Source organism: Streptomyces sp. NBC_00203, assembly GCF_045206325.1.
GTDB lineage: Bacteria > Actinomycetota > Actinomycetes > Streptomycetales > Streptomycetaceae > Streptomyces > Streptomyces lutosisoli.
On sequence record NZ_CP108126.1, the window covers coordinates 8,308,630 to 8,325,331 of the forward strand.

The following is a 16,702-nucleotide window of genomic DNA, read 5'->3' on the forward strand; positions in this document are numbered from 1 at the left end:
GGATACGGTAAGGACGTGCACCAGGCAAAAGAAACACCTGAACGGCCTCCCTCGGGCCGCTTCCACCGCGCTCGCGCGCTGTACAGGAACGTATCGAAGCGCAGGACCGCCTGGCTGCTGCTCAAGGACACCGTCAACTCGTGCATGGAGTACCGGATCCTGGGGCTGGCGGCCGAGGCCGCCTTCTTCACGCTCCTGTCCGTGCCGCCGCTGCTGCTGAGCATGATCGGACTGCTCGGATACGTGGACGCCTGGACCGGCGCCGACACGATCGCCAGCCTGGAGACCAACATCCTGGAGGCCTCGCGCACGGTCCTGTCCGACAAGGGCGTGCACCAGATCGCCGAACCGATCCTCCACGACGTGATGAAGGGCGGCCGGCCCGACATCATCTCCCTCGGCTTTCTGTTCGCCCTGTGGTCGGGCTCCCGCGCGGTGAACGTCTTCATCGACACCATCACCGTGATGTACGGCCTCGACGGCGCCCGCGGGATCGTGAAGACCCGGATGATGTCGTTCCTGCTGTTCATCGTGGCACTGCTGATCGGTTCGATCGCGCTGCCCCTGATGGTGGCGGGCCCGGACGCCGTGGTGAACGTCGTGCCGTGGTCGGCGACGCTCGTACAGGTCCTGTACTGGCCCGTCGTCATCGTCCTGTCGGTCGTCTTCCTCACGACGCTCTACCACGTCTCCGTGCCGGTGCGCTCCCCGTGGGTCGAGGACGTGCCGGGCGCCCTGGTGGCCCTCGGGATGTGGGTGCTCGGCAGCTTCCTGCTCCGCATCTACCTGACCAACACGGTCGAGGGCCCCACGATCTACGGCTCCCTCGCCGCGCCCGTCGCCGTTCTGCTGTGGATCGGCGTGTCCGCCTTCGCGGTACTGGTCGGCGCCGCCGTCAACGCCGCCATCGACCGGATCTGGCCGGCCGCCGCCACCGCCGCGGCCCGCGCCGCCAACGAACGCCTGCGCGAGGCCCAGGCCGCCGAGTACGTCGCCCGCGCCGCCGCGCACCGCTCGTACGACGCCGATCCCGACGACCTCGACGACTCCGACATGCCCTCCGAGTTCCCGGAACGCTGGTCGCGCTTCCTGCCCCCGGAGGACGTCACCTCCCGGCTGCGCACGCACGCGAAGAGCACGCATCACCATCCGCACCGGAACGGGGACGCACCGCCACCGGGGCAGTGATCAGGCCTTCCATGTGCCGGCCGCCGCGGCCTCCCGGGCGAAGTCAGTGAAGTCGCGCGGCGGGCGGCCCAGGATCTGCTGGACGCCGTCCGAGAGGTAGGAGTTGCGGCCGTCGAGGAGGCTCTCGAACAGGTCGACGAGGAACTCGACCTCCTCCGGCGGCACCCCGAACCCGGCCAGGTTGTCGCCGTACTGGCGCGCCGTCACCGGGGTGTACGTCAGCTCGCCGCCCGTCGCCTTCGCGATCTCCGCGACCGCCTCGCGGAAGGTCAGCAGCCGGGGCCCCGAGATCGCGAGCTCCTGACCGACGTACCGGTCGCCCGACGTCAGCGCGGCCACCACGACGTCCGCGATGTCCCGTACGTCGATGAACGGCTCGCGCACCTCACCCGCGGGGAAGACCAGCTCCCCGTGGCGCAGTCCCTCCACCAGCGGGCCTTCGCTGAAGTTCTGCGAGAACCACGAGGCCCGTACGATCGTCCAGTCCGCGCCCGACGCCCTGAGCGCCTCCTCGGTCGGCCGGGCCCGCTCCTCGCCCCGCGACGACAGCAGCACCAGCCGCCGTACGCCGAGATCGACCGCCCGCCGCCCGATACCGCCGACCGCCCAGGCGGCCTGTGGGGAGCCGACGTCCGAGGGGTACACGAGATACGCCGCGTCGCAGCCCCGCAGGGCGTCCGCCCATGTCGTGGGGTTCTCCCAGTCGAAACCCTGGGCGCGCGACGCGGCCCGCACCGTCAGCCCGGCCGCCCGCGCAGCCTCCGCGACCCGGCGCCCGGTGCGCCCCGAGGCGCCTGTCACCAACACCGTCATGTTCTTCGTGTTCTCTGCCATGCCTGTCAGTCAACTGCCGCCCGGTGCAAGGAACCATCGCTGAACGGCTCATTCCCATGCGTACGCGTCTACTCTGACGCCATGGACGCCCTGGCAGGCCTTTTGGAGGGTCCACGCGCGCGTGGAGCCTTCATGATCCGTGCGTGCTTCGACCCGCCGTGGTGTGTACGCGTCGAGGACCGCGCTCCCCTGACGATCATGCTGGTGGTCCGCGGCGACGCCTGGGTCGTACCGGACGGGGGCGAGCGGATGAGGCTGAAGGCGGGCGACCTTGCCATCGCGCGCGGCCCGGACCCGTACCTCTGCGCCGACGACCCGGGGACCGCGCCGCAGGCGGTGATCCTGCCGGGCGGCGAGTGCACCTACCCCGACGGGCGCTCTCTGAAGGGCCAGTGGGACCTCGGCGTACGCAGCTGGGGCGACCGGCTCGACGGCTCCACGGTGCTGCTGATCGGGACGTACATGATGCAGGGCGAGATCAGCGGACGGCTGCTCGACGCCCTGCCGCCCCTTCTCTCCCTCACCTCCGACGTGTGGGAGTGCCCGCTGACGCCGATCCTCGCCGAGGAGATGGTGCGCGACGAGCCCGGGCAGGAGGTCGTCCTCGACCGGCTGCTCGACCTGCTGATGATCGCCGCGCTGCGGGCCTGGTTCTCGCGCCCCGAGGCCGAGGCGCCCGCCTGGTACCAGGCTCTCGCGGACCCGGTCGTCGGCCGGGTGCTGCGGCTTCTGCAGGACGACCCGGCCCACCCCTGGACGGTGGCGACCCTCGCCGCCAAGGCCGGGGTCTCGCGGGCCGCGCTGGCCCGGCGCTTCAGCGAACTCGTGGGCGAGCCCCCGATGACGTATCTGACCGGCTGGCGGCTGGCCCTGGCCGCCGACCGCCTGGTCGAAACGGACGACACCCTCGACTCGATCGCCCGCCACGTCGGCTACGGCAGCGCGTTCGCGCTGTCCAGCGCGTTCAAGCGGGTGTACGGCGTCAGCCCGCAGGAGCATCGGACGCGGGCGGCGTAGCCTGGCGTACGTGTACGTGGAACGCGCGTCCCGGCTGGCGGGCGCCGTGGTGTGGAGCCGCGTCCTGCCGGGGAGCGGCGCGGCCGTACGGCCCGTGCTGCCCGACGGTTGCATGGACCTGCTGTGGACCGAGGGACGGCTGCTGGTCGCCGGTCCCGACACGCGGGCGTACGTTCCCGATGGCGTGCCCGGTGGCTGGGCGGGCATCCGGTTCTACCCCGGTACCGCGCCCGCGTTGCTGGGAGTTCCCGCGCACGAACTCCGCGACCGGCGGGTGGAGTTGGCCGACCTGTGGCCCGCTGAGGAGGTCCGGCGCCTCACCGGGAAGGTCGACGGGGCCGCCGACCCCGTGAGCGCCCTCGAAGAGGTGGCTCTGGAGCGTGCGGTGGACACGGACCCCCCGGATCCGCTCCTGCGGGGTCTGGTCGCGGCGCTGGACCACGGCCGGCCGGTCGCCGCGGTCGCTGATGAACTCGGCCTGAGTGCACGGCAGTTGCACCGCCGCTCGCTGGCCGCGTTCGGCTACGGGCCGAAGATGCTGGCCCGGGTGTTGCGGCTGCAGCGGGCCCTCTCGCTCGCGCGGGGCGGGGTGCCCCTCGCGGAGACCGCGGCTCGCGCCGGGTTCGCGGACCAGGCCCATTTGGCGCGGGACGTACGGGAGTTGGCAGGGATGCCCGCGGGGGAGCTACTGCGTCTCGGGTAGCCGCGCGAACAGGTCGACGCCGTTGCCGTCCGGGTCGTGCACGACGGCGTACCGCTGGCCCCAGAAGGCGTCCCACGGCTTGAGCTCGCCGTGATGACCGGCACCGACCAGTTCCTCGTACACGGAGTCGACCTCCGCGGGGCTGTCGCAGAGGAAGGCGAGCGCGATCCGTCCGCCGCCGGCCGGGGGCTGCCAGCCGCTGTGGAACGAACGGATCGTCTCCTCCGTGTCGAGCGCCAGCCGCAGCCCGCCGGGCAGCTCCGCCTCGACGTGCGGCTGGTCCTCGGAGCCGTCGGGGAACTCGATTCCGAGGCGACGGTAGAAGGCGAGGGAGGCGGCCATGTCGGAGACGACGAGGCCGATCACATCGAATCGTGGAGTCATGAGGGCACGGTAGTCAGGGCGGGGGAGCGGGGTCTTGAACGAATCGGACACGGTCCGCGGACACGGTCTGCACGATCATCGGCCGGGCCGGGCCGGTCTTTCCCTGGGCATTCGAAAATTTCGGTCTCATCGCCTCGCTGGAGCTCACCCCGCCGGGCGTATGCGGAGGGAGGCGGCGGGTTCGTCGGGTTCGTCGGGGTGCACGCCGCCGCCGGCGAATCCTCGTACGAGGGGAGTGCCCGGTGGGTCTTGCCGGTCAGAAGCTGACCTCCTGGGGCCGGCCTTAGTCTGTGGCCATGCTGCTGATCTACGACGGGGCGGTCGCCCCCGACGCGCCCGCGCCACGGACCGGCGGAGTCCCGCTCGCTCCGCGGGGATTCGCCTGGCCGAGGTACCGCGAGTGCGGCGGGGTCATGCAGTTCCTCGCTCATCTGCCCCTCGACATCGGCGTGGTCGCGGTGTTCTTCTGCCAGAACGACCCGGGCATGTGCGACGACTGGAATGCCACCGGCGGTGCCAACCGGGCCTACCTCTTCACCGGCGAGCTCGCCCGGGCCGCCGTCCCCGCCGAGGGCGAGACGCTGCTGGGCGCCGTCACCGCACTGCGCCGTCATCCCGCTGACACGCCTGCGGAGGAGCCGGTCCTCGGACGGCTCGGCGGCGAGCCCGACTGGCTCCAGGGCGAGGAGACCCCCGACTGCCCCCGCTGCGCCGGCCGCATGGCGTTCGTGGCCGAGCTGGAGGAGGGGTGCGACTTCGCCACCAAGGCGAACTTCGGCGGCGGGGGCCGCGGTTATGTCTTCGGCTGCCGTCCCTGTGGCGAGGCCGCGTTCCTCTGGCAGCGCTGACGGCCGTCGAGCTGAGTCTGGGGCTGGAGCCGGGAATCGCCCTGCGGCGACTCTTCCGCTGCCCGCCCCGCCCCGCCCGCGCCACTGTCTATCCGGGCGCCGGGCCCGTGCTCGACCTCTCCACCAGGCGGGTCGACAGCTCCGTGCGCGTGCCCTCCGGCTGGTCGCCCGCCATCATGCGGACGAGCAGGCGCAGAGCCGTCGCCGCCATCTCGGAGAGCGGCTGGCGCACGGTGGTGAGCGCCGGGGTGGCCCAGCGGGACTCGGGGAGGTCGTCGAAGCCGACCACGCTGATGTCGTCCGGGACGCTCAACTTCCGCTCTGCCAGGGCCTGGTAGACGCCGAGCGCCATCTTGTCGGAGCAGACGAAGACCGCGGTGGGCGGCTCGGGGAGGTCGAGGAGTTCCAGGATGCGGCGGTGCGCGCCGGTCTCGTTGAAGCTGCCGTAGCGGATGAATTCGGGGCGGTGCCGGATCCCGGCCGACGCGAGGGCCGAGCGGTAGCCGGCGATCCGGTCGCTGCTGCATATCTTGCGGCGGTAGCCGCCGATGGCGGCGATGCGCTCATGGCCGAGGGAGAGCAGATGCTCCGTCGCGAGCAGTCCGCCCTGCCAGTTCGCCGCGCCCACCGACACTACGCCCGGCGGCGGTTCGAGGACCGGGTCGATCATCACGAACGGGATGCGGTGCTGGTCGAGCCAGGCGTACTGCGACGCGGTCAGCTCGGCCAGGTTGAACAACACCCCTGACGATCCCCGGGTGGTGAGTTTGTCCAGCCAGCCACGCTCGGGACGCCCGCCCCTGGTACGGGTGAGCCCCGCCGACACCACCACTTCCAGGCCCGCGTCATGTGCGGCGCCCTCCACGCCGTGCAGCACCGCGCCGGACCAGGAGCTCTCCAGGGAGTGCACCACCAGGTCGACCAGGCCGGGCGCCTTTGACGCCTCGAAGCGGGGTCTGCGGACGTAGCCGAGCCGGTCGAGCGCCTCGGTGACCCTGCGGCGGGTCTCCGGCGCCACGTCCTCGCGGCCGTTGACCACCTTCGACGCCGTCGGCACGGACACCCCGGCCTCGCGCGCGACGACCGCCAGCGTCGGCCCGGTCACGCTTCCCGTACGGACCATGGAGTCCGCCCCTCCGGCCCGCCCGAGGGCCATCCCTGTGGCCCCGAGGGCCATCGAAAGTTTCGAATAGCGCTGCTCACGCGACCGAAACATTGACCGCCTAGCAAGCGCTTCCTACATTAAGCCCGCCTCAACACGGCGTGAAGAAGCAGGGATTCAAAGAATTTTGTCGCGCCGAAACTTTCGAAATGCCGAACAAGCGAGCCGCATTGCCAGACACACGCGAGCCGCATTGTCGAACGCGGAAACAGAGGGGTGAGGGCATGAAGTACCAAGCCAGCCAAGGGATACGGGTGGCGGTCGGCGCCGCGGTCATCGCCCTCATGGCGTCCGGCTGCGGCGGGGGCTCCTCCGACAGCGCCGACGGCGGAACCATCACGCTCACCGTCACGACCCACGTCGACTACGGCTACCGGGACCTCTACAAGGAGTACGAGAAGAGCCACCCCGGCATCAAGATCAAGGAAGTCCTGATCGACGACCTGCCGAAGAAGCTCGTCACCCAGCTCGCGGCGAACCGCGGCGCCTCCGACGTGGTCGGCCTCGGCGACGACATCATCGGCAAGTTCAAGCCCAGCCACCAGCGCTTCCTCAACCTCGCCGACTACGGCGTCGACAACACCTCCGACCCGTGGGTGCAATGGGCGTACGACTATGGCACGGTCGACGGCGGCAAGTACGTGCTGGGCATGCGCACCGACCTCGGCGGGCTCGGCATCTGCTACCGCACCGACCTGTTCAAGCAGGCGGGACTGCCGACCGACCCCGAGAAGGTCGCGGCGCTCTGGCCCACCTGGGACAAGTTCACCGAGACGGGCGAGAAGTTCAGCGCCAAGGTCAAGAACGCCTCCTTCACCGCCAATACGGGTGACGTCTGGGTCGGCATGGGCAATCAGCTCAAGGAAACCTTCTTCGCCGAGTCCGACGACTCATTCATCGCCGACAAGAACTCCGCCCTCAAGACCGACTTCCTGACCGCCGCGAACATGTCCGTGAAGAAAGTCAGCGGCGGATATCCGCCCTTCACCCCGGAAATGGCGAACGCCCTGAAGACGGGCAAGGCGGCAACCGCTGTCTGCCCCGCCTGGAAGCTCGACCGCACCAAGGAGGCGTCCGGCGCCGCCAACGCCGGCAAGTGGTCGGTGGCCGCGGCCCCGCAGGGCGGCAACTGGGGCGGCTCCTACCTCCTGGTGCCCAAGCAGACCAAGCACCCCAAGGAGGCCGTGGCGCTGGCCCGTTGGCTGACCTCCTCCAAGGTGCAGAAGCAGCTCTTCCTCTCCAAGGGCTACCTCTCCAGCCACCCGTCGGTCTACAACGACCCCCAGGTGCAGGCGAAGAAGGACGCCTACTTCTCCAACGCCCCCACCGGCAAGATCTTCGCCGAGGCCGTCGACACCATGCAGCCCCTCTACCGGGGCACCAAGGACAGCGACGTCGCCACCGCCTTCATGAACGGCCTGCTCCGCGTCGAACAGGGCAAGCAGAAGCCGGAGGCCGCCTGGAACCAGGCCGTCTCCGACGCCAAGAAGGTCGCGGGGGAATGACCCGATGACGGTCACCGAGACCCGTCCCGGCACGGGGGCACCCATGGCCCCCGTGCCGGGACGGCACCACCGCCGAGGCGGCTGGCGCACCCGCCTCACCCGCTTCGACCTGCGGTACACCCCGTACGTCTTCATCGCCCCGTTCTTCGTGATCTTCGGCGTCTTCGCCGCCTATCCGCTCCTCTACACCGGCTGGATCTCCTTCCACAAATGGGCGATCATCGAGGGCGACCAGGGCTGGACGGGCCTGCACAACTACCAACTCCTGTTCCAGGACTCGTACTTCTGGAACGCGCTCCTCAACACCACGCTCCTGCTGGTGTTCGGCACCGGAGTCCAGCTGCTCCTCGCGCTCTGGCTCGCCGGCATCCTCAACCGCAGGCTCAGCGGCAGCGCGGTGTGGCGGGCCGGGGTCGTGCTGCCGCACATCGTGTCCGTGGTCGCCGTCAGCCTCGTCTTCGCGCAGCTGTACGGCTTCCACACCGGCATCATCAACGACGTACTGAGCCTGGTAGGCATCGACCGGATCGACTGGCAGGCCAGCCGCTGGACCGCCATCCCCGCCGTCTCCACCATCATCATCTGGCGCTGGGCGGGCTACTACGCGCTGATCTTCCTCGCCGCGATGCAGGGCGTCCCGCGCGAACTCCATGAGGCCGCGATGCTCGACGGCGCCTCCAACCGGCGCATCTTCTGGTCGATCACCGTGCCGTCCATCCGCCCCACCATCATCTTCTCCGTCGTCATGTCGACGATCGGCGCCATGCAGACCTTCACCGAGCCCCAACTCTTCGACACCCAGGGCACGGAGGGCACGGGCGGCAGCGACCGGCAGTTCCAGACGCTGATGATGTACCTCTACGAGAAGGGCTTCCGCGAGTTCAACGCGGGTTACGCGGCCACCCTCGCCTGGGTGATGTTCCTGCTCATCGCCGTTCTCTCCGGCATCAACTACGCGCTGTCGCGGCGCATCGCATCGAAGGACTGATGCCGTCATGACCCTTGCCCTGCCCAGCCGGAAGACCCAGCAGGCCACCGGACGGCCCGGTTTCCTCGTGTACGGCGTCCTCGTCGCCGTCCTGGCCGCCTCCCTCTTCCCCCTCTACTACTCCTTCGTGCTGCCCACCCGCGACAACTCGGTGATCGGCGACTCGGCGCTGACCCTCACACCCGGCGGCAACCTGGTCCACAACATCCAACGCGTCTACGACACGGTCGACTTCTGGCTCGCGCTGCGGAACTCCCTGATCGTCTCGACCACGGTGACGGTCTGCTGCGTCCTGCTGTCGTCCCTCGCCGGGTTCGCCTTCGCCAAGCTGCCGTTCCGCGGCCGCAACGCGCTGTTCCTCGCGGTGGTCGTCACCGCGATGCTCCCGACCCAGCTCGGCATGATCCCGCTCTACATGCTGATGGGAAAGCTCGGCTGGATCGCCACCCTCAAGGCCGTCATCGTCCCGGCGCTCGTCAACGCCTTCGCCGTCTTCTGGATGCGACAAGCCAGCGAGGAGTCCGTCCCGTACGAACTGGTCGAGGCCGCCCGCGTCGACGGCTGCTCCACCCTCGGCATCTTCTGGCATGTGGCGCTGCCCGCGATCCGCCCGCAGGCCGCCGTGCTCGCCATGTTCACCTTCATGGCCACCTGGAACGACTTCATGTGGCCGCTGATCGTCCTGGACCCCTCCATCACCCCGACGGTCCAGACGGCCCTGTCCTCACTCGCGAGCGGCTACGCCCTCGACTACACCCTGATCCTCTCCGGCGCCGCGATCGGCGTACTGCCGCTGCTGCTCGTGTTCCTGCTGCTGTCCCGGCAGATCGTGGCGGGCGTGATGCAGGGCGCGGTGAAGGGCTGACCCGCACCAATCACCAATCACCCATCACCAAGCACCAACCTGCGTACCCCGAACCCTCTGCTGAAGGGACCTGCATGACCGCGGGCCATATCCGCAACCCCGTGCTGCCCGGGTTCCACCCGGACCCGAGCATCCTGCGCGTCGGAACGGACTACTTCCTCGCCACATCCACCTTCGAATGGTTCCCGGGCGTTCCCGTGCACCGCTCGACCGACCTCGTCCACTGGGAGCCGGCCGGTCACATCCTGGACCGGCCGGACCTACTGGACCTCCGTGGAGTCGCCGACTCGGCGGGGGTATGGGCGCCGTCGCTCTCGTATCACGACGGCCGTTTCTGGCTGGTGTACAGCATCGTGCGGACCATCGGGCACCCCTACAAGGACGTCGACAACTACCTGATCACCGCGCCCGCGATCGACGGCCCATGGTCGGAGCCGGTGTTCCTGAACTCCTCCGGCTTCGACCCGTCCTTCTTCCACGACGAGGACGGCCGCAGCTGGCTGCTCAACATCCAGTGGGACCCGCGCGAGGGGCACCCCTCGTTCGCCGGGATCCTGCTCCAGGAGTACGACGCCCAGAAGCAGGCCCTGATCGGGGAGCCCCGCAAGATCCTCACCCACAAGGAGCTGATCGAGGGCCCCAACGTCTACCGCCACGACGGCTGGTACTACCTGATGCTCGCCGAGGGCGGCACCGGCTGGAACCACGGCATCCTCATGACCCGCTCGCGCGACCTGACGGGCCCGTACGAACTCGACCCGGACGGCTCCCTGTTGACGACCCGGGACACCCCCGACTGGCCCCTGCAGAAAGCGGGCCACGGGGAACTCGTCCAGACCCCGGAGGGCGAGTGGTACCTCGCCCACCTGGCCTCACGCCCGGTGCGGACGGCGGAGGGTCCGCGCTGCATCCTGGGCCGCGAGACGTGCCTTCAGCGGGTGACGTGGACGGGGGAGGGGTGGCTGCGGTTGGCGGACGGGGGGCGCAGGCCGAGGGTGGAGGTTGCGGCGCCTGTGGGGGTGGAGTCGGGGCGGGAAACGGTGGCCGATGTCCGCGACGACTTCAACACACCCACCTTGGAGGGGAGTTGGAGCACCTTGAGAGGACCTGCCTCCCCGGACTGGCTGACCCTCACCGAGCGCCCGAGCTACCTCCGGCTCCGCGGCCGCCAAAGCCTCCACTCACACTTCGACCAGAGCCTGATAGCACGCCCGCTCACCTCGGTCCACTGCGAGGTGACCACCGTCGTCGACTTCCGCCCCTCGCACTTCTCCCAACTCGCGGGCCTGGTCTGCTGGTACGACACCTCCACGCACTACTACCTACGCCTCACCCACGTCGAGGGCAGGGGCCGCGTACTGGGCGTGGTCCTCACTGACGACGGCACGTACCGGGAACTCCCCGACACCGAACTGGCCGTGGACGACTGGCCATTGGTCCACCTGCGAGCCCGCTTCGACGGCGCGGAACTTCACTTCTCCGCCTCACCCGACGGAGCCGTCTGGTACGACCTGGGCCCGGCCCTGGACGCGAGCAAGCTCTCGGACGACTACGGGGGGCGGTTGCGGTTCACCGGGGCGTTCGTGGGGGTGTGCGTGCAGGATCTGGGCGGGACTCGTGTGGTGGCGGACTTTGACTGGTTCGAGGTGCGGGAGCTGGGTGAATAGGTTCGGGCGCTGGATCGGACGACGCTGTCGGCGCGGGCGTCGCGTGCGCCGCTTCACGGCTTCCATGCTTCATCGATCTGGAACCACACAACGGTTCCACCGAAGCGGCTGGGGCCGGCGGCCCAGGAATCCGCCAGCGCGTCGACCAGACAGAGCCCTCTTCCTTGCGCGTCACTGGCACTGGGACTGCGCAGCCGCACTTCAGCAGGGAACCCAGGGTTATGGACGTCGACCCGCAGGGCCTCTCCTAGGCGAGACCACTCGACCCGCACCCGCCAGGGTTCTTCGGCCTCTCCGTAGAGAATCGCGTTCGTCACCAGCTCGGAGAGCATGAGCACGCAGTCATCGATCGAACAGGCCAGGTTGTACGGGGCGGTGAACTTCCGGAACCATCGTCTCGCCCGAGCTACGGACTCGGGCACGGGATAGAGGGTCATGCCCCCGATCGGCGATGGTCCGGCAACCGCGGCTTCGGACTCTTCACGCGCATCCGCCATGAGCGCCACTACTCCCTACCGGTGCCGTCACAGTCGAGACAGCGCCGATTGGACGTAGCACGGGCGCGAGCATCGGCGGCGGAGAGCGCCAGGGCCAAGCGGGAGCTGACGTGCTTCCGCCCCCGTCCCCGGCATCCACGGCAGACCGCTTCCCGCGAGACGTGCCGTAACTCCCCGCATTCCTGGCTCACGCCCGTGCCCCTTCCGACCAAGTGGCCTTAGCCACTTACTGGATAGTGGCATTAGCCACTCGAAGCCGCAAGCGGCTCACGAGAGAAGCGCGACTTTCTAGCTGATCGGGTAGCCCTGCTCGAACGCCCAACGTCCCGGCGGGTAGGTGGCCTCAGCGAACTCCAGCGGCCGATCCTGCATGTCATAGACCACGTGGTGGACAATCAAGACAGCGTCTCTGGGCTCAAGTTCAAGGTCGGCGACCTCGTCGTCGTTCGCCAGCCGGGCACACATCCGGTCTTCGGCATAGCTTCCCTGGCGACCCGTCATGCTCTCGACGTGCATGAGCGTCCCCTCCTGAATCCGTTCAGGATCGAGGAGCTTGGGGGCCCGCTCGCCGACATCGGCATCGAACCAAGAAGTGGAGATGGCGATGGGGCCGGACTCGTTCTTGGTCACGCGGCGACGATGAACGGCTCGGGTTCCAGCCGCCAGACTCAGCGCCTCGGCCACGTAGTCGGGGGCCTCCAGCCAACCCGCGGAGGTGATCACCGCATACTCGCCCGGCGTATAGATCTTGCCGGTCTGCTTGGCTCGACCGTAGAGCTCCCGAGCACGCCGATTCACCGCAAGACCGCGCACGTAAGTGCCCGATCCCTGGCGCTTCTCCACCAGGCCTTGATGACTCAGGGCCTCCAGCGACCTCGCGGCCGTCGGGCGTGAAACGCTCCAGTCGGCCGCCAGCTGACGTTCCGACGGAACCTCGTCGCCAGGCCTCAAGTCACCCCGCAAGATCTGATCGCGGATGTGGTGTGCGATCTGGAGGTACTTGGGCTGGGTCTCTTCGATCTGCGGCATCGGAGCCCCTTCCCTAACTGGCTATTACCAGTAGCCACTATAGGATGAGTGGCCAACAGGGGAACCCGTACGCTGATGAGGGTGACCCGCTTGATCGTGGCAGCAGGAGGAGGCGGCGACGCCGTCGCCGCCGCAATGCTCGACGCAGCCCTCTACGGAGGCGGCGACAGTCCGGCGGTGATCCTCACGTACGCATGGGACCGCCTCCTGATCGATCCAGTGCCAGGACCGCGAGGGCCGGCGAACTTCACGGGCCTACTTCCCCTCACGCGAAGCGTCTGGACTGTCCCGTCCGACGCGAAGCCGGTTGCCCCGGCAGGCTCGACACTCCCGCGGCTGGCAGCCGAGCTCCCCCACACCTTCGCCCTGATCGATCCCTTGCACGGCGCCGAGGGCATTATCCGCCAACTCGAAGAGCTCATCGAGCACCTGACCCCCGAGTCCATCGACCTTCTGGACGTGGGCGGCGACATCCTCGCCAAGGGTGACGAGCCCACGCTGCGCAGTCCGCTGGGCGACGCCCTCACGCTGGCCGCATGCTGCCAGGTCAACGCGCCAGTCCGGCTACTGGTAGCCGGTCCCGGCCTTGACGGAGAGCTCCCGGCCGAGGTTCTGACCGACCGCATGGGCCCGGCAGCCCTGACGCTCACGGCCGATCACGTCGAACCGATCAGCTCAATCCTGGAATGGCACCCGTCCGAGGCGACAGCGATGCTGGCGGCCACAGCCCGCGGAGTCCGAGGCCTCTGCGAAGTCAGAGACGCGGGCCTACCGGTCCCCCTCACCGACGAAGGCCCCAGCGTCCACGAAGCGGACCTGGACGACGCCTTCAACCGCAACGAGCTGGCACGCGCCATCCTCGCGACGGAGACCCTTGCCGAGGCGGAGCAGTACAGCCGCCAGGTCTGCGGATACTCGGAGATCGACTACGAGCGAAACAAGGCCAGTTGGCTCGGCAGCCAGCCGGAACAGAAGCTCGACCCGGAATCCACGCTCCGCCAACTCGACCAGTTCGAGACCAAGGCCCGCGACCGCGGCATCACGCACACGACGTTCCGCAGGATCACTGAGGCGCTGGGCCTCAACGGCAAGCAGCGCCAGGACCTGAGGGCTCTGCTGCTGAGCAGTCGGCCGGAGCAGTACGCCGCTCCGCTGTGGTGCATCGCGTGAGCAATGCCGCTGCTCATGCACGCTCTTATCTGCCGGCCCCCGGTACGTTGCTCACCCAGACGGACTGGGGCTCGCTGGAACATGCTCTGGGACCGGCCGTTGAAGCCCCCGAGATGCTGGCCGCGCTGCTGGAACCCGACCAGGCCGCACGGACCAAGTCCCTGCTCTATCTCGATCACGTCCTGCACCACCAGAACACGTTGTACGCAGCAACGGTCCCAGCAGCGCTGTACGTCGCCGCAATTCTCTCGGCCACACACACCGAAAGCACGATCGACAACGAGTGTCGCCCACTACCCGACCCCCTCCGCACCCACCTTCTCGACTGGATGGACTCGGTTGCACACGAAGTCACCGACGAGGTAGCGGCCCTGAGCCGCAAGCACGGGTTCCCGTTGCGCGACTATCCCCCAGCACTCGGAATCCAGGAGATCCGTCCACTCCTTTTTCGTGCAGCCCACGCGCACACGAGCGACTCAGACCTACACGTCCGTGAAGCCGCCGTATCGGCCTGCATGCCGCTCCTGGACGACCCACGACTTCACCACCATCGATCCGCGCTGGTTCCACTCATCCGCAATGTCCTGGGCACCGGTGCGCGCTGGCAGTACCGCGAACGAGCAATGGACACGCTCGATGCATGGGGCGAGGACTCTTCAGGGATCGAAGGGCAACAGAACCCCTTCGAAGTCTGCGATGGCGACCAGGCACCGTCGCCGGACAGCCCATCACTATGGCGCACAGACAAGGCCCACGCGCACGGATACAGCGAAGATCCGCCCTTCTGATCGCGGGTCCATCCGTGATCAACCAAGGCCGCTAGCCTGCGAGTTACAACCTTCTCTACCTCATCGAGTTACAACCTTCTCTACCTCATCAAGGCGGACTGGCCCCTTGGGCTCTGGCCCTCTGCGCCTTCGGCGCCCCGGCCCTGACCCCTGGGGCCGCAAGCGAGTAGCGGCCCCGAGGTAGAAACCCAAACGGGCAAGCCACGGTCAGAACGAGCCTCCAGCGGTGTCTCGGCCGGCACCCGGATGGAGGGGGCGCCGTTCGAGGCCGCGGGTCGCAAGTGGCGTGCGCGGGGAGCTCCCATCCCGTCCGCCGTCGACCCAGGCAGAGCCGAGCAGACGCGGCCCATGGTGTCCAGGCCGTTCGTACAGTGGCGCGCTCCACCTGGACGCCATGAACCAAGCCCGCTCCACGGTGTGTGGGTCGACGGCGGACGGGATGGGAGCTGGGGGAAGCGGTGGGTTGAGGTGGTGCGTGGGGCAGTTTCGTTTCGAACACTGAACCACGCAAACGTCTCGGAAGCGCACGGTAGCTATGAGGGCAGCCGCCCGGAGCCTAATCTGCTCGGCGAGGGGGGAGGCGCGCAGCAGGCGACAATCCACCAGGGCGCGCCCTGTAGAGATGACCTCACTACTGTTAACGGCGCTGGGTGGTGCGTTGACCGCGGTCTTGGTGTCCCTCTTTGCCGCGTGTACCCGTCAAGGACAACGCGCCTGGGCCCGTGCGCGGTCCTATCCGCGACGATGGCGAGTTAGAAGAGATGCTCAAGCCGCTAGAGCGGGGCAGGGGGACCGAGCATGGCTCACCAACCCGATCGGTGGTGACACCTTCGATGGTGAGATCAAGGTCGAAGGCAGAGCCCTTGACCTGCCTGAAGACCATGAAGTGTGGATCGTTCACCGCGTTCCGAACGGCACCGAGATTTGGCCGAAGGAGAAGCTGGCCCCCGACGTGGCTGGGTGGTTCGAGGTGATCACCTTGGAAGGGGGCAGGGCCCGCTCGATGGCTGTGGTTGTGCTGCTGACACCCAAGCAGGTGAGCCAAGAGTTCGAAGACTGGTTCCAGCGAGGACGACAGACTGGCCATTTCCCCAGCCTCCAGCTTCCGTCTTCTGCTCGTGTGCTGGCTAGCGCTGTCGTTCGCTGTAAGGCTATTCAATAGGTCTTGCCTTCGATAGTCACGCTGCCCGCGAGCAGTGCGAGCACCCCACGAAAGACCACCGCCGCTCCCTTGCCTAATCTCCACGGTCAGCGTCACATCGCGGCATTGTTGCAGGGGGCGAGTATGCCCGCACCTGATCCGCTGCCTCGACTGCTAGCCCTCCCCGTACATCTACGAAGTGCAGCAGCCACAGCAACCGCCCTGGGTCGGCGATGCACTTGCAGGGCCTCAGCGCGACCGGTATGACCGTCACCGACCTCCACGACTACGGATCATATGCGTTGTTTATATAGTGGGCAGCGCATATCAGCGGGAGTTGAGAGAATTCTCGGCTTTATCAACGAGTTGCCTATAGTAGGGCCAGGCGGGCAGGTCGGCTGGCCTCGCCGCGTCGCGATGCGCAAGAAACGGTGCCGCCTTGTATTTGAGCTTGGCCAAAGAAGGTGACCAAAGTTCAAGAAAGTCCCTCTCGTTGACATACCCCTTGGCGCAATAAAAGCCTGCGACGTCAAGGGTGGCCAATGCTCGATTTGCTCTGCCGTATTCTTCTCGGTCGAGTTCGGATACCTCTTTGTCGAGGTTGAAAAGGATATGTCTTCCGGCCTGCAATTCGGGAGAGAGGAGAGTCTCGTGCAGCTTGAGGGTGAGGTCTCGTTTGTCAAGCCTCTTTCGATCCGCAAGTGAGAAGACGCTGATTCCGAGTGCAAGAATGGAAATGGCAACTCCGGCAAATTGCATGGCGAACCTCAGTCAATTCGTGCGCATCGGCGGGCTCGAGAATGCATGTTTCTTGTTCTTGTCCGACACAAGTTTAGGGTGCGCATTTCAGTCGCGCTAGAGGGGAGTCGGCCCTGGTAGCTGAACACTTAATGCGGGTGCCGGCGGGCGGCTACAG

Annotated in this window: 16 protein-coding genes; 10 read left to right on the top strand and 6 right to left on the bottom strand. The window is 67.8% G+C overall.

What is annotated here, in order from left to right:
* Positions 1-15 precede the first annotated feature (15 nt).
* A complete protein-coding gene (locus OG975_RS36955) occupies positions 16-1,188 on the top strand; it encodes a YihY/virulence factor BrkB family protein (protein WP_406333774.1) in 1,173 nt (390 codons plus the stop codon).
* On the opposite strand, the gene OG975_RS36960 is transcribed toward OG975_RS36955, so the two are convergent.
* Complete coding sequence (locus OG975_RS36960) at positions 1,189-2,022, bottom strand: NAD(P)H-binding protein (RefSeq protein WP_406333776.1); 834 nt, start codon at positions 2,020-2,022, stop codon at positions 1,189-1,191. It abuts the gene before it with no gap.
* Between the two features lie 81 nt (positions 2,023-2,103).
* Between OG975_RS36960 and OG975_RS36965 the strand changes: the two genes are divergently transcribed.
* Complete coding sequence (locus tag OG975_RS36965) at positions 2,104-3,039, top strand: cupin domain-containing protein (RefSeq protein WP_406333778.1); 936 nt, start codon at positions 2,104-2,106, stop codon at positions 3,037-3,039.
* A gap of 10 nt (positions 3,040-3,049) precedes the next feature.
* Positions 3,050-3,742: a helix-turn-helix domain-containing protein gene (locus OG975_RS36970; protein ID WP_406333779.1), complete on the top strand. Its 693-nt coding sequence runs from the start codon at positions 3,050-3,052 to the stop codon at positions 3,740-3,742.
* On the opposite strand, the gene OG975_RS36975 is transcribed toward OG975_RS36970, so the two are convergent.
* On the bottom strand, positions 3,725-4,126 hold the full coding sequence (locus OG975_RS36975; protein ID WP_406333781.1) for a VOC family protein: 402 nt from the start codon (positions 4,124-4,126) through the stop codon (positions 3,725-3,727). The genes OG975_RS36970 and OG975_RS36975 overlap by 18 nt on opposite strands.
* Before the next feature lie 296 nt (positions 4,127-4,422).
* Between OG975_RS36975 and OG975_RS36980 the strand changes: the two genes are divergently transcribed.
* Positions 4,423-4,974 (top strand): hypothetical protein, encoded by a 552-nt coding sequence (locus tag OG975_RS36980; protein ID WP_406333783.1) that lies wholly within the window; start codon positions 4,423-4,425, stop codon positions 4,972-4,974.
* Between the two features lie 88 nt (positions 4,975-5,062).
* Here the strand turns inward: OG975_RS36980 and OG975_RS36985 are convergent, their stop codons facing one another.
* Positions 5,063-6,097: a LacI family DNA-binding transcriptional regulator gene (locus OG975_RS36985; RefSeq protein ID WP_406333784.1), complete on the bottom strand. Its 1,035-nt coding sequence runs from the start codon at positions 6,095-6,097 to the stop codon at positions 5,063-5,065.
* A gap of 263 nt (positions 6,098-6,360) precedes the next feature.
* On the opposite strand from OG975_RS36985, the gene OG975_RS36990 reads away from it, so the two are divergent.
* The 4 genes from OG975_RS36990 (at position 6,361) to OG975_RS37005 (ending at position 11,161) form a co-directional block, all read left to right on the top strand.
* A complete protein-coding gene (locus OG975_RS36990) occupies positions 6,361-7,641 on the top strand; it encodes an ABC transporter substrate-binding protein (protein WP_406333786.1) in 1,281 nt (426 codons plus the stop codon).
* 4 nt (positions 7,642-7,645) lie between these two features.
* A complete protein-coding gene (locus OG975_RS36995; RefSeq protein WP_406333787.1) occupies positions 7,646-8,629 on the top strand; it encodes a carbohydrate ABC transporter permease in 984 nt (327 codons plus the stop codon).
* 7 nt (positions 8,630-8,636) lie between these two features.
* On the top strand, positions 8,637-9,494 hold the full coding sequence (locus OG975_RS37000) for a carbohydrate ABC transporter permease (protein ID WP_406333789.1): 858 nt from the start codon (positions 8,637-8,639) through the stop codon (positions 9,492-9,494).
* 74 nt (positions 9,495-9,568) lie between these two features.
* Positions 9,569-11,161 carry a glycoside hydrolase family 43 protein gene (locus OG975_RS37005; protein ID WP_406333790.1) on the top strand — a complete coding sequence of 531 codons (1,593 nt, stop codon included), beginning with the start codon at positions 9,569-9,571 and terminating at the stop codon, positions 11,159-11,161.
* A gap of 53 nt (positions 11,162-11,214) precedes the next feature.
* Here the strand turns inward: OG975_RS37005 and OG975_RS37010 are convergent, their stop codons facing one another.
* Both OG975_RS37010 and OG975_RS37015 read right to left on the bottom strand, forming a co-directional pair.
* Positions 11,215-11,658 (bottom strand): ATP-binding protein, encoded by a 444-nt coding sequence (locus tag OG975_RS37010; protein ID WP_406333791.1) that lies wholly within the window; start codon positions 11,656-11,658, stop codon positions 11,215-11,217.
* A gap of 288 nt (positions 11,659-11,946) precedes the next feature.
* Complete coding sequence (locus OG975_RS37015) at positions 11,947-12,687, bottom strand: GntR family transcriptional regulator (protein WP_406333793.1); 741 nt, start codon at positions 12,685-12,687, stop codon at positions 11,947-11,949.
* Positions 12,688-12,822: 135 nt separating this feature from the next.
* Between OG975_RS37015 and OG975_RS37020 the strand changes: the two genes are divergently transcribed.
* Together OG975_RS37020 and OG975_RS37025 are read left to right on the top strand one after the other, a co-directional pair.
* The gene (locus OG975_RS37020) at positions 12,823-13,857 is read left to right on the top strand and encodes a DUF1152 domain-containing protein (protein WP_406336635.1); all 1,035 of its coding nucleotides are present in this window, start codon (positions 12,823-12,825) and stop codon (positions 13,855-13,857) included.
* Positions 13,854-14,645, top strand: coding sequence for a hypothetical protein (locus tag OG975_RS37025; RefSeq protein ID WP_406333794.1), 792 nt, complete (start codon positions 13,854-13,856; stop codon positions 14,643-14,645). The genes OG975_RS37020 and OG975_RS37025 overlap by 4 nt, the downstream gene beginning before the upstream one ends.
* A gap of 1,468 nt (positions 14,646-16,113) precedes the next feature.
* Here the strand turns inward: OG975_RS37025 and OG975_RS37030 are convergent.
* Positions 16,114-16,545, bottom strand: coding sequence for a hypothetical protein (locus OG975_RS37030; RefSeq protein ID WP_406333795.1), 432 nt, complete (start codon positions 16,543-16,545; stop codon positions 16,114-16,116).
* Positions 16,546-16,702: the final 157 nt, after the last annotated feature.

Coding starts and splice junctions, on each gene's coding strand:
- OG975_RS37005 (WP_406333790.1), top strand. CDS start 9,569: ATGACCGCGGGCCATATCCGCAACCCCGTGCTGCCCGGGTTCCACCCG.
- OG975_RS37020 (WP_406336635.1), top strand. CDS start 12,823: ATGCTCGACGCAGCCCTCTACGGAGGCGGCGACAGTCCGGCGGTGATC.
- OG975_RS36990 (WP_406333786.1), top strand. CDS start 6,361: ATGAAGTACCAAGCCAGCCAAGGGATACGGGTGGCGGTCGGCGCCGCG.
- OG975_RS36975 (WP_406333781.1), bottom strand. CDS start 4,126: ATGACTCCACGATTCGATGTGATCGGCCTCGTCGTCTCCGACATGGCC.
- OG975_RS36980 (WP_406333783.1), top strand. CDS start 4,423: ATGCTGCTGATCTACGACGGGGCGGTCGCCCCCGACGCGCCCGCGCCA.
- OG975_RS37000 (WP_406333789.1), top strand. CDS start 8,637: ATGACCCTTGCCCTGCCCAGCCGGAAGACCCAGCAGGCCACCGGACGG.
- OG975_RS36960 (WP_406333776.1), bottom strand. CDS start 2,022: ATGGCAGAGAACACGAAGAACATGACGGTGTTGGTGACAGGCGCCTCG.
- OG975_RS36965 (WP_406333778.1), top strand. CDS start 2,104: ATGGACGCCCTGGCAGGCCTTTTGGAGGGTCCACGCGCGCGTGGAGCC.
- OG975_RS36985 (WP_406333784.1), bottom strand. CDS start 6,097: ATGGTCCGTACGGGAAGCGTGACCGGGCCGACGCTGGCGGTCGTCGCG.
- OG975_RS37030 (WP_406333795.1), bottom strand. CDS start 16,545: ATGCAATTTGCCGGAGTTGCCATTTCCATTCTTGCACTCGGAATCAGC.
- OG975_RS36995 (WP_406333787.1), top strand. CDS start 7,646: ATGACGGTCACCGAGACCCGTCCCGGCACGGGGGCACCCATGGCCCCC.
- OG975_RS37010 (WP_406333791.1), bottom strand. CDS start 11,658: ATGGCGGATGCGCGTGAAGAGTCCGAAGCCGCGGTTGCCGGACCATCG.
- OG975_RS37015 (WP_406333793.1), bottom strand. CDS start 12,687: ATGCCGCAGATCGAAGAGACCCAGCCCAAGTACCTCCAGATCGCACAC.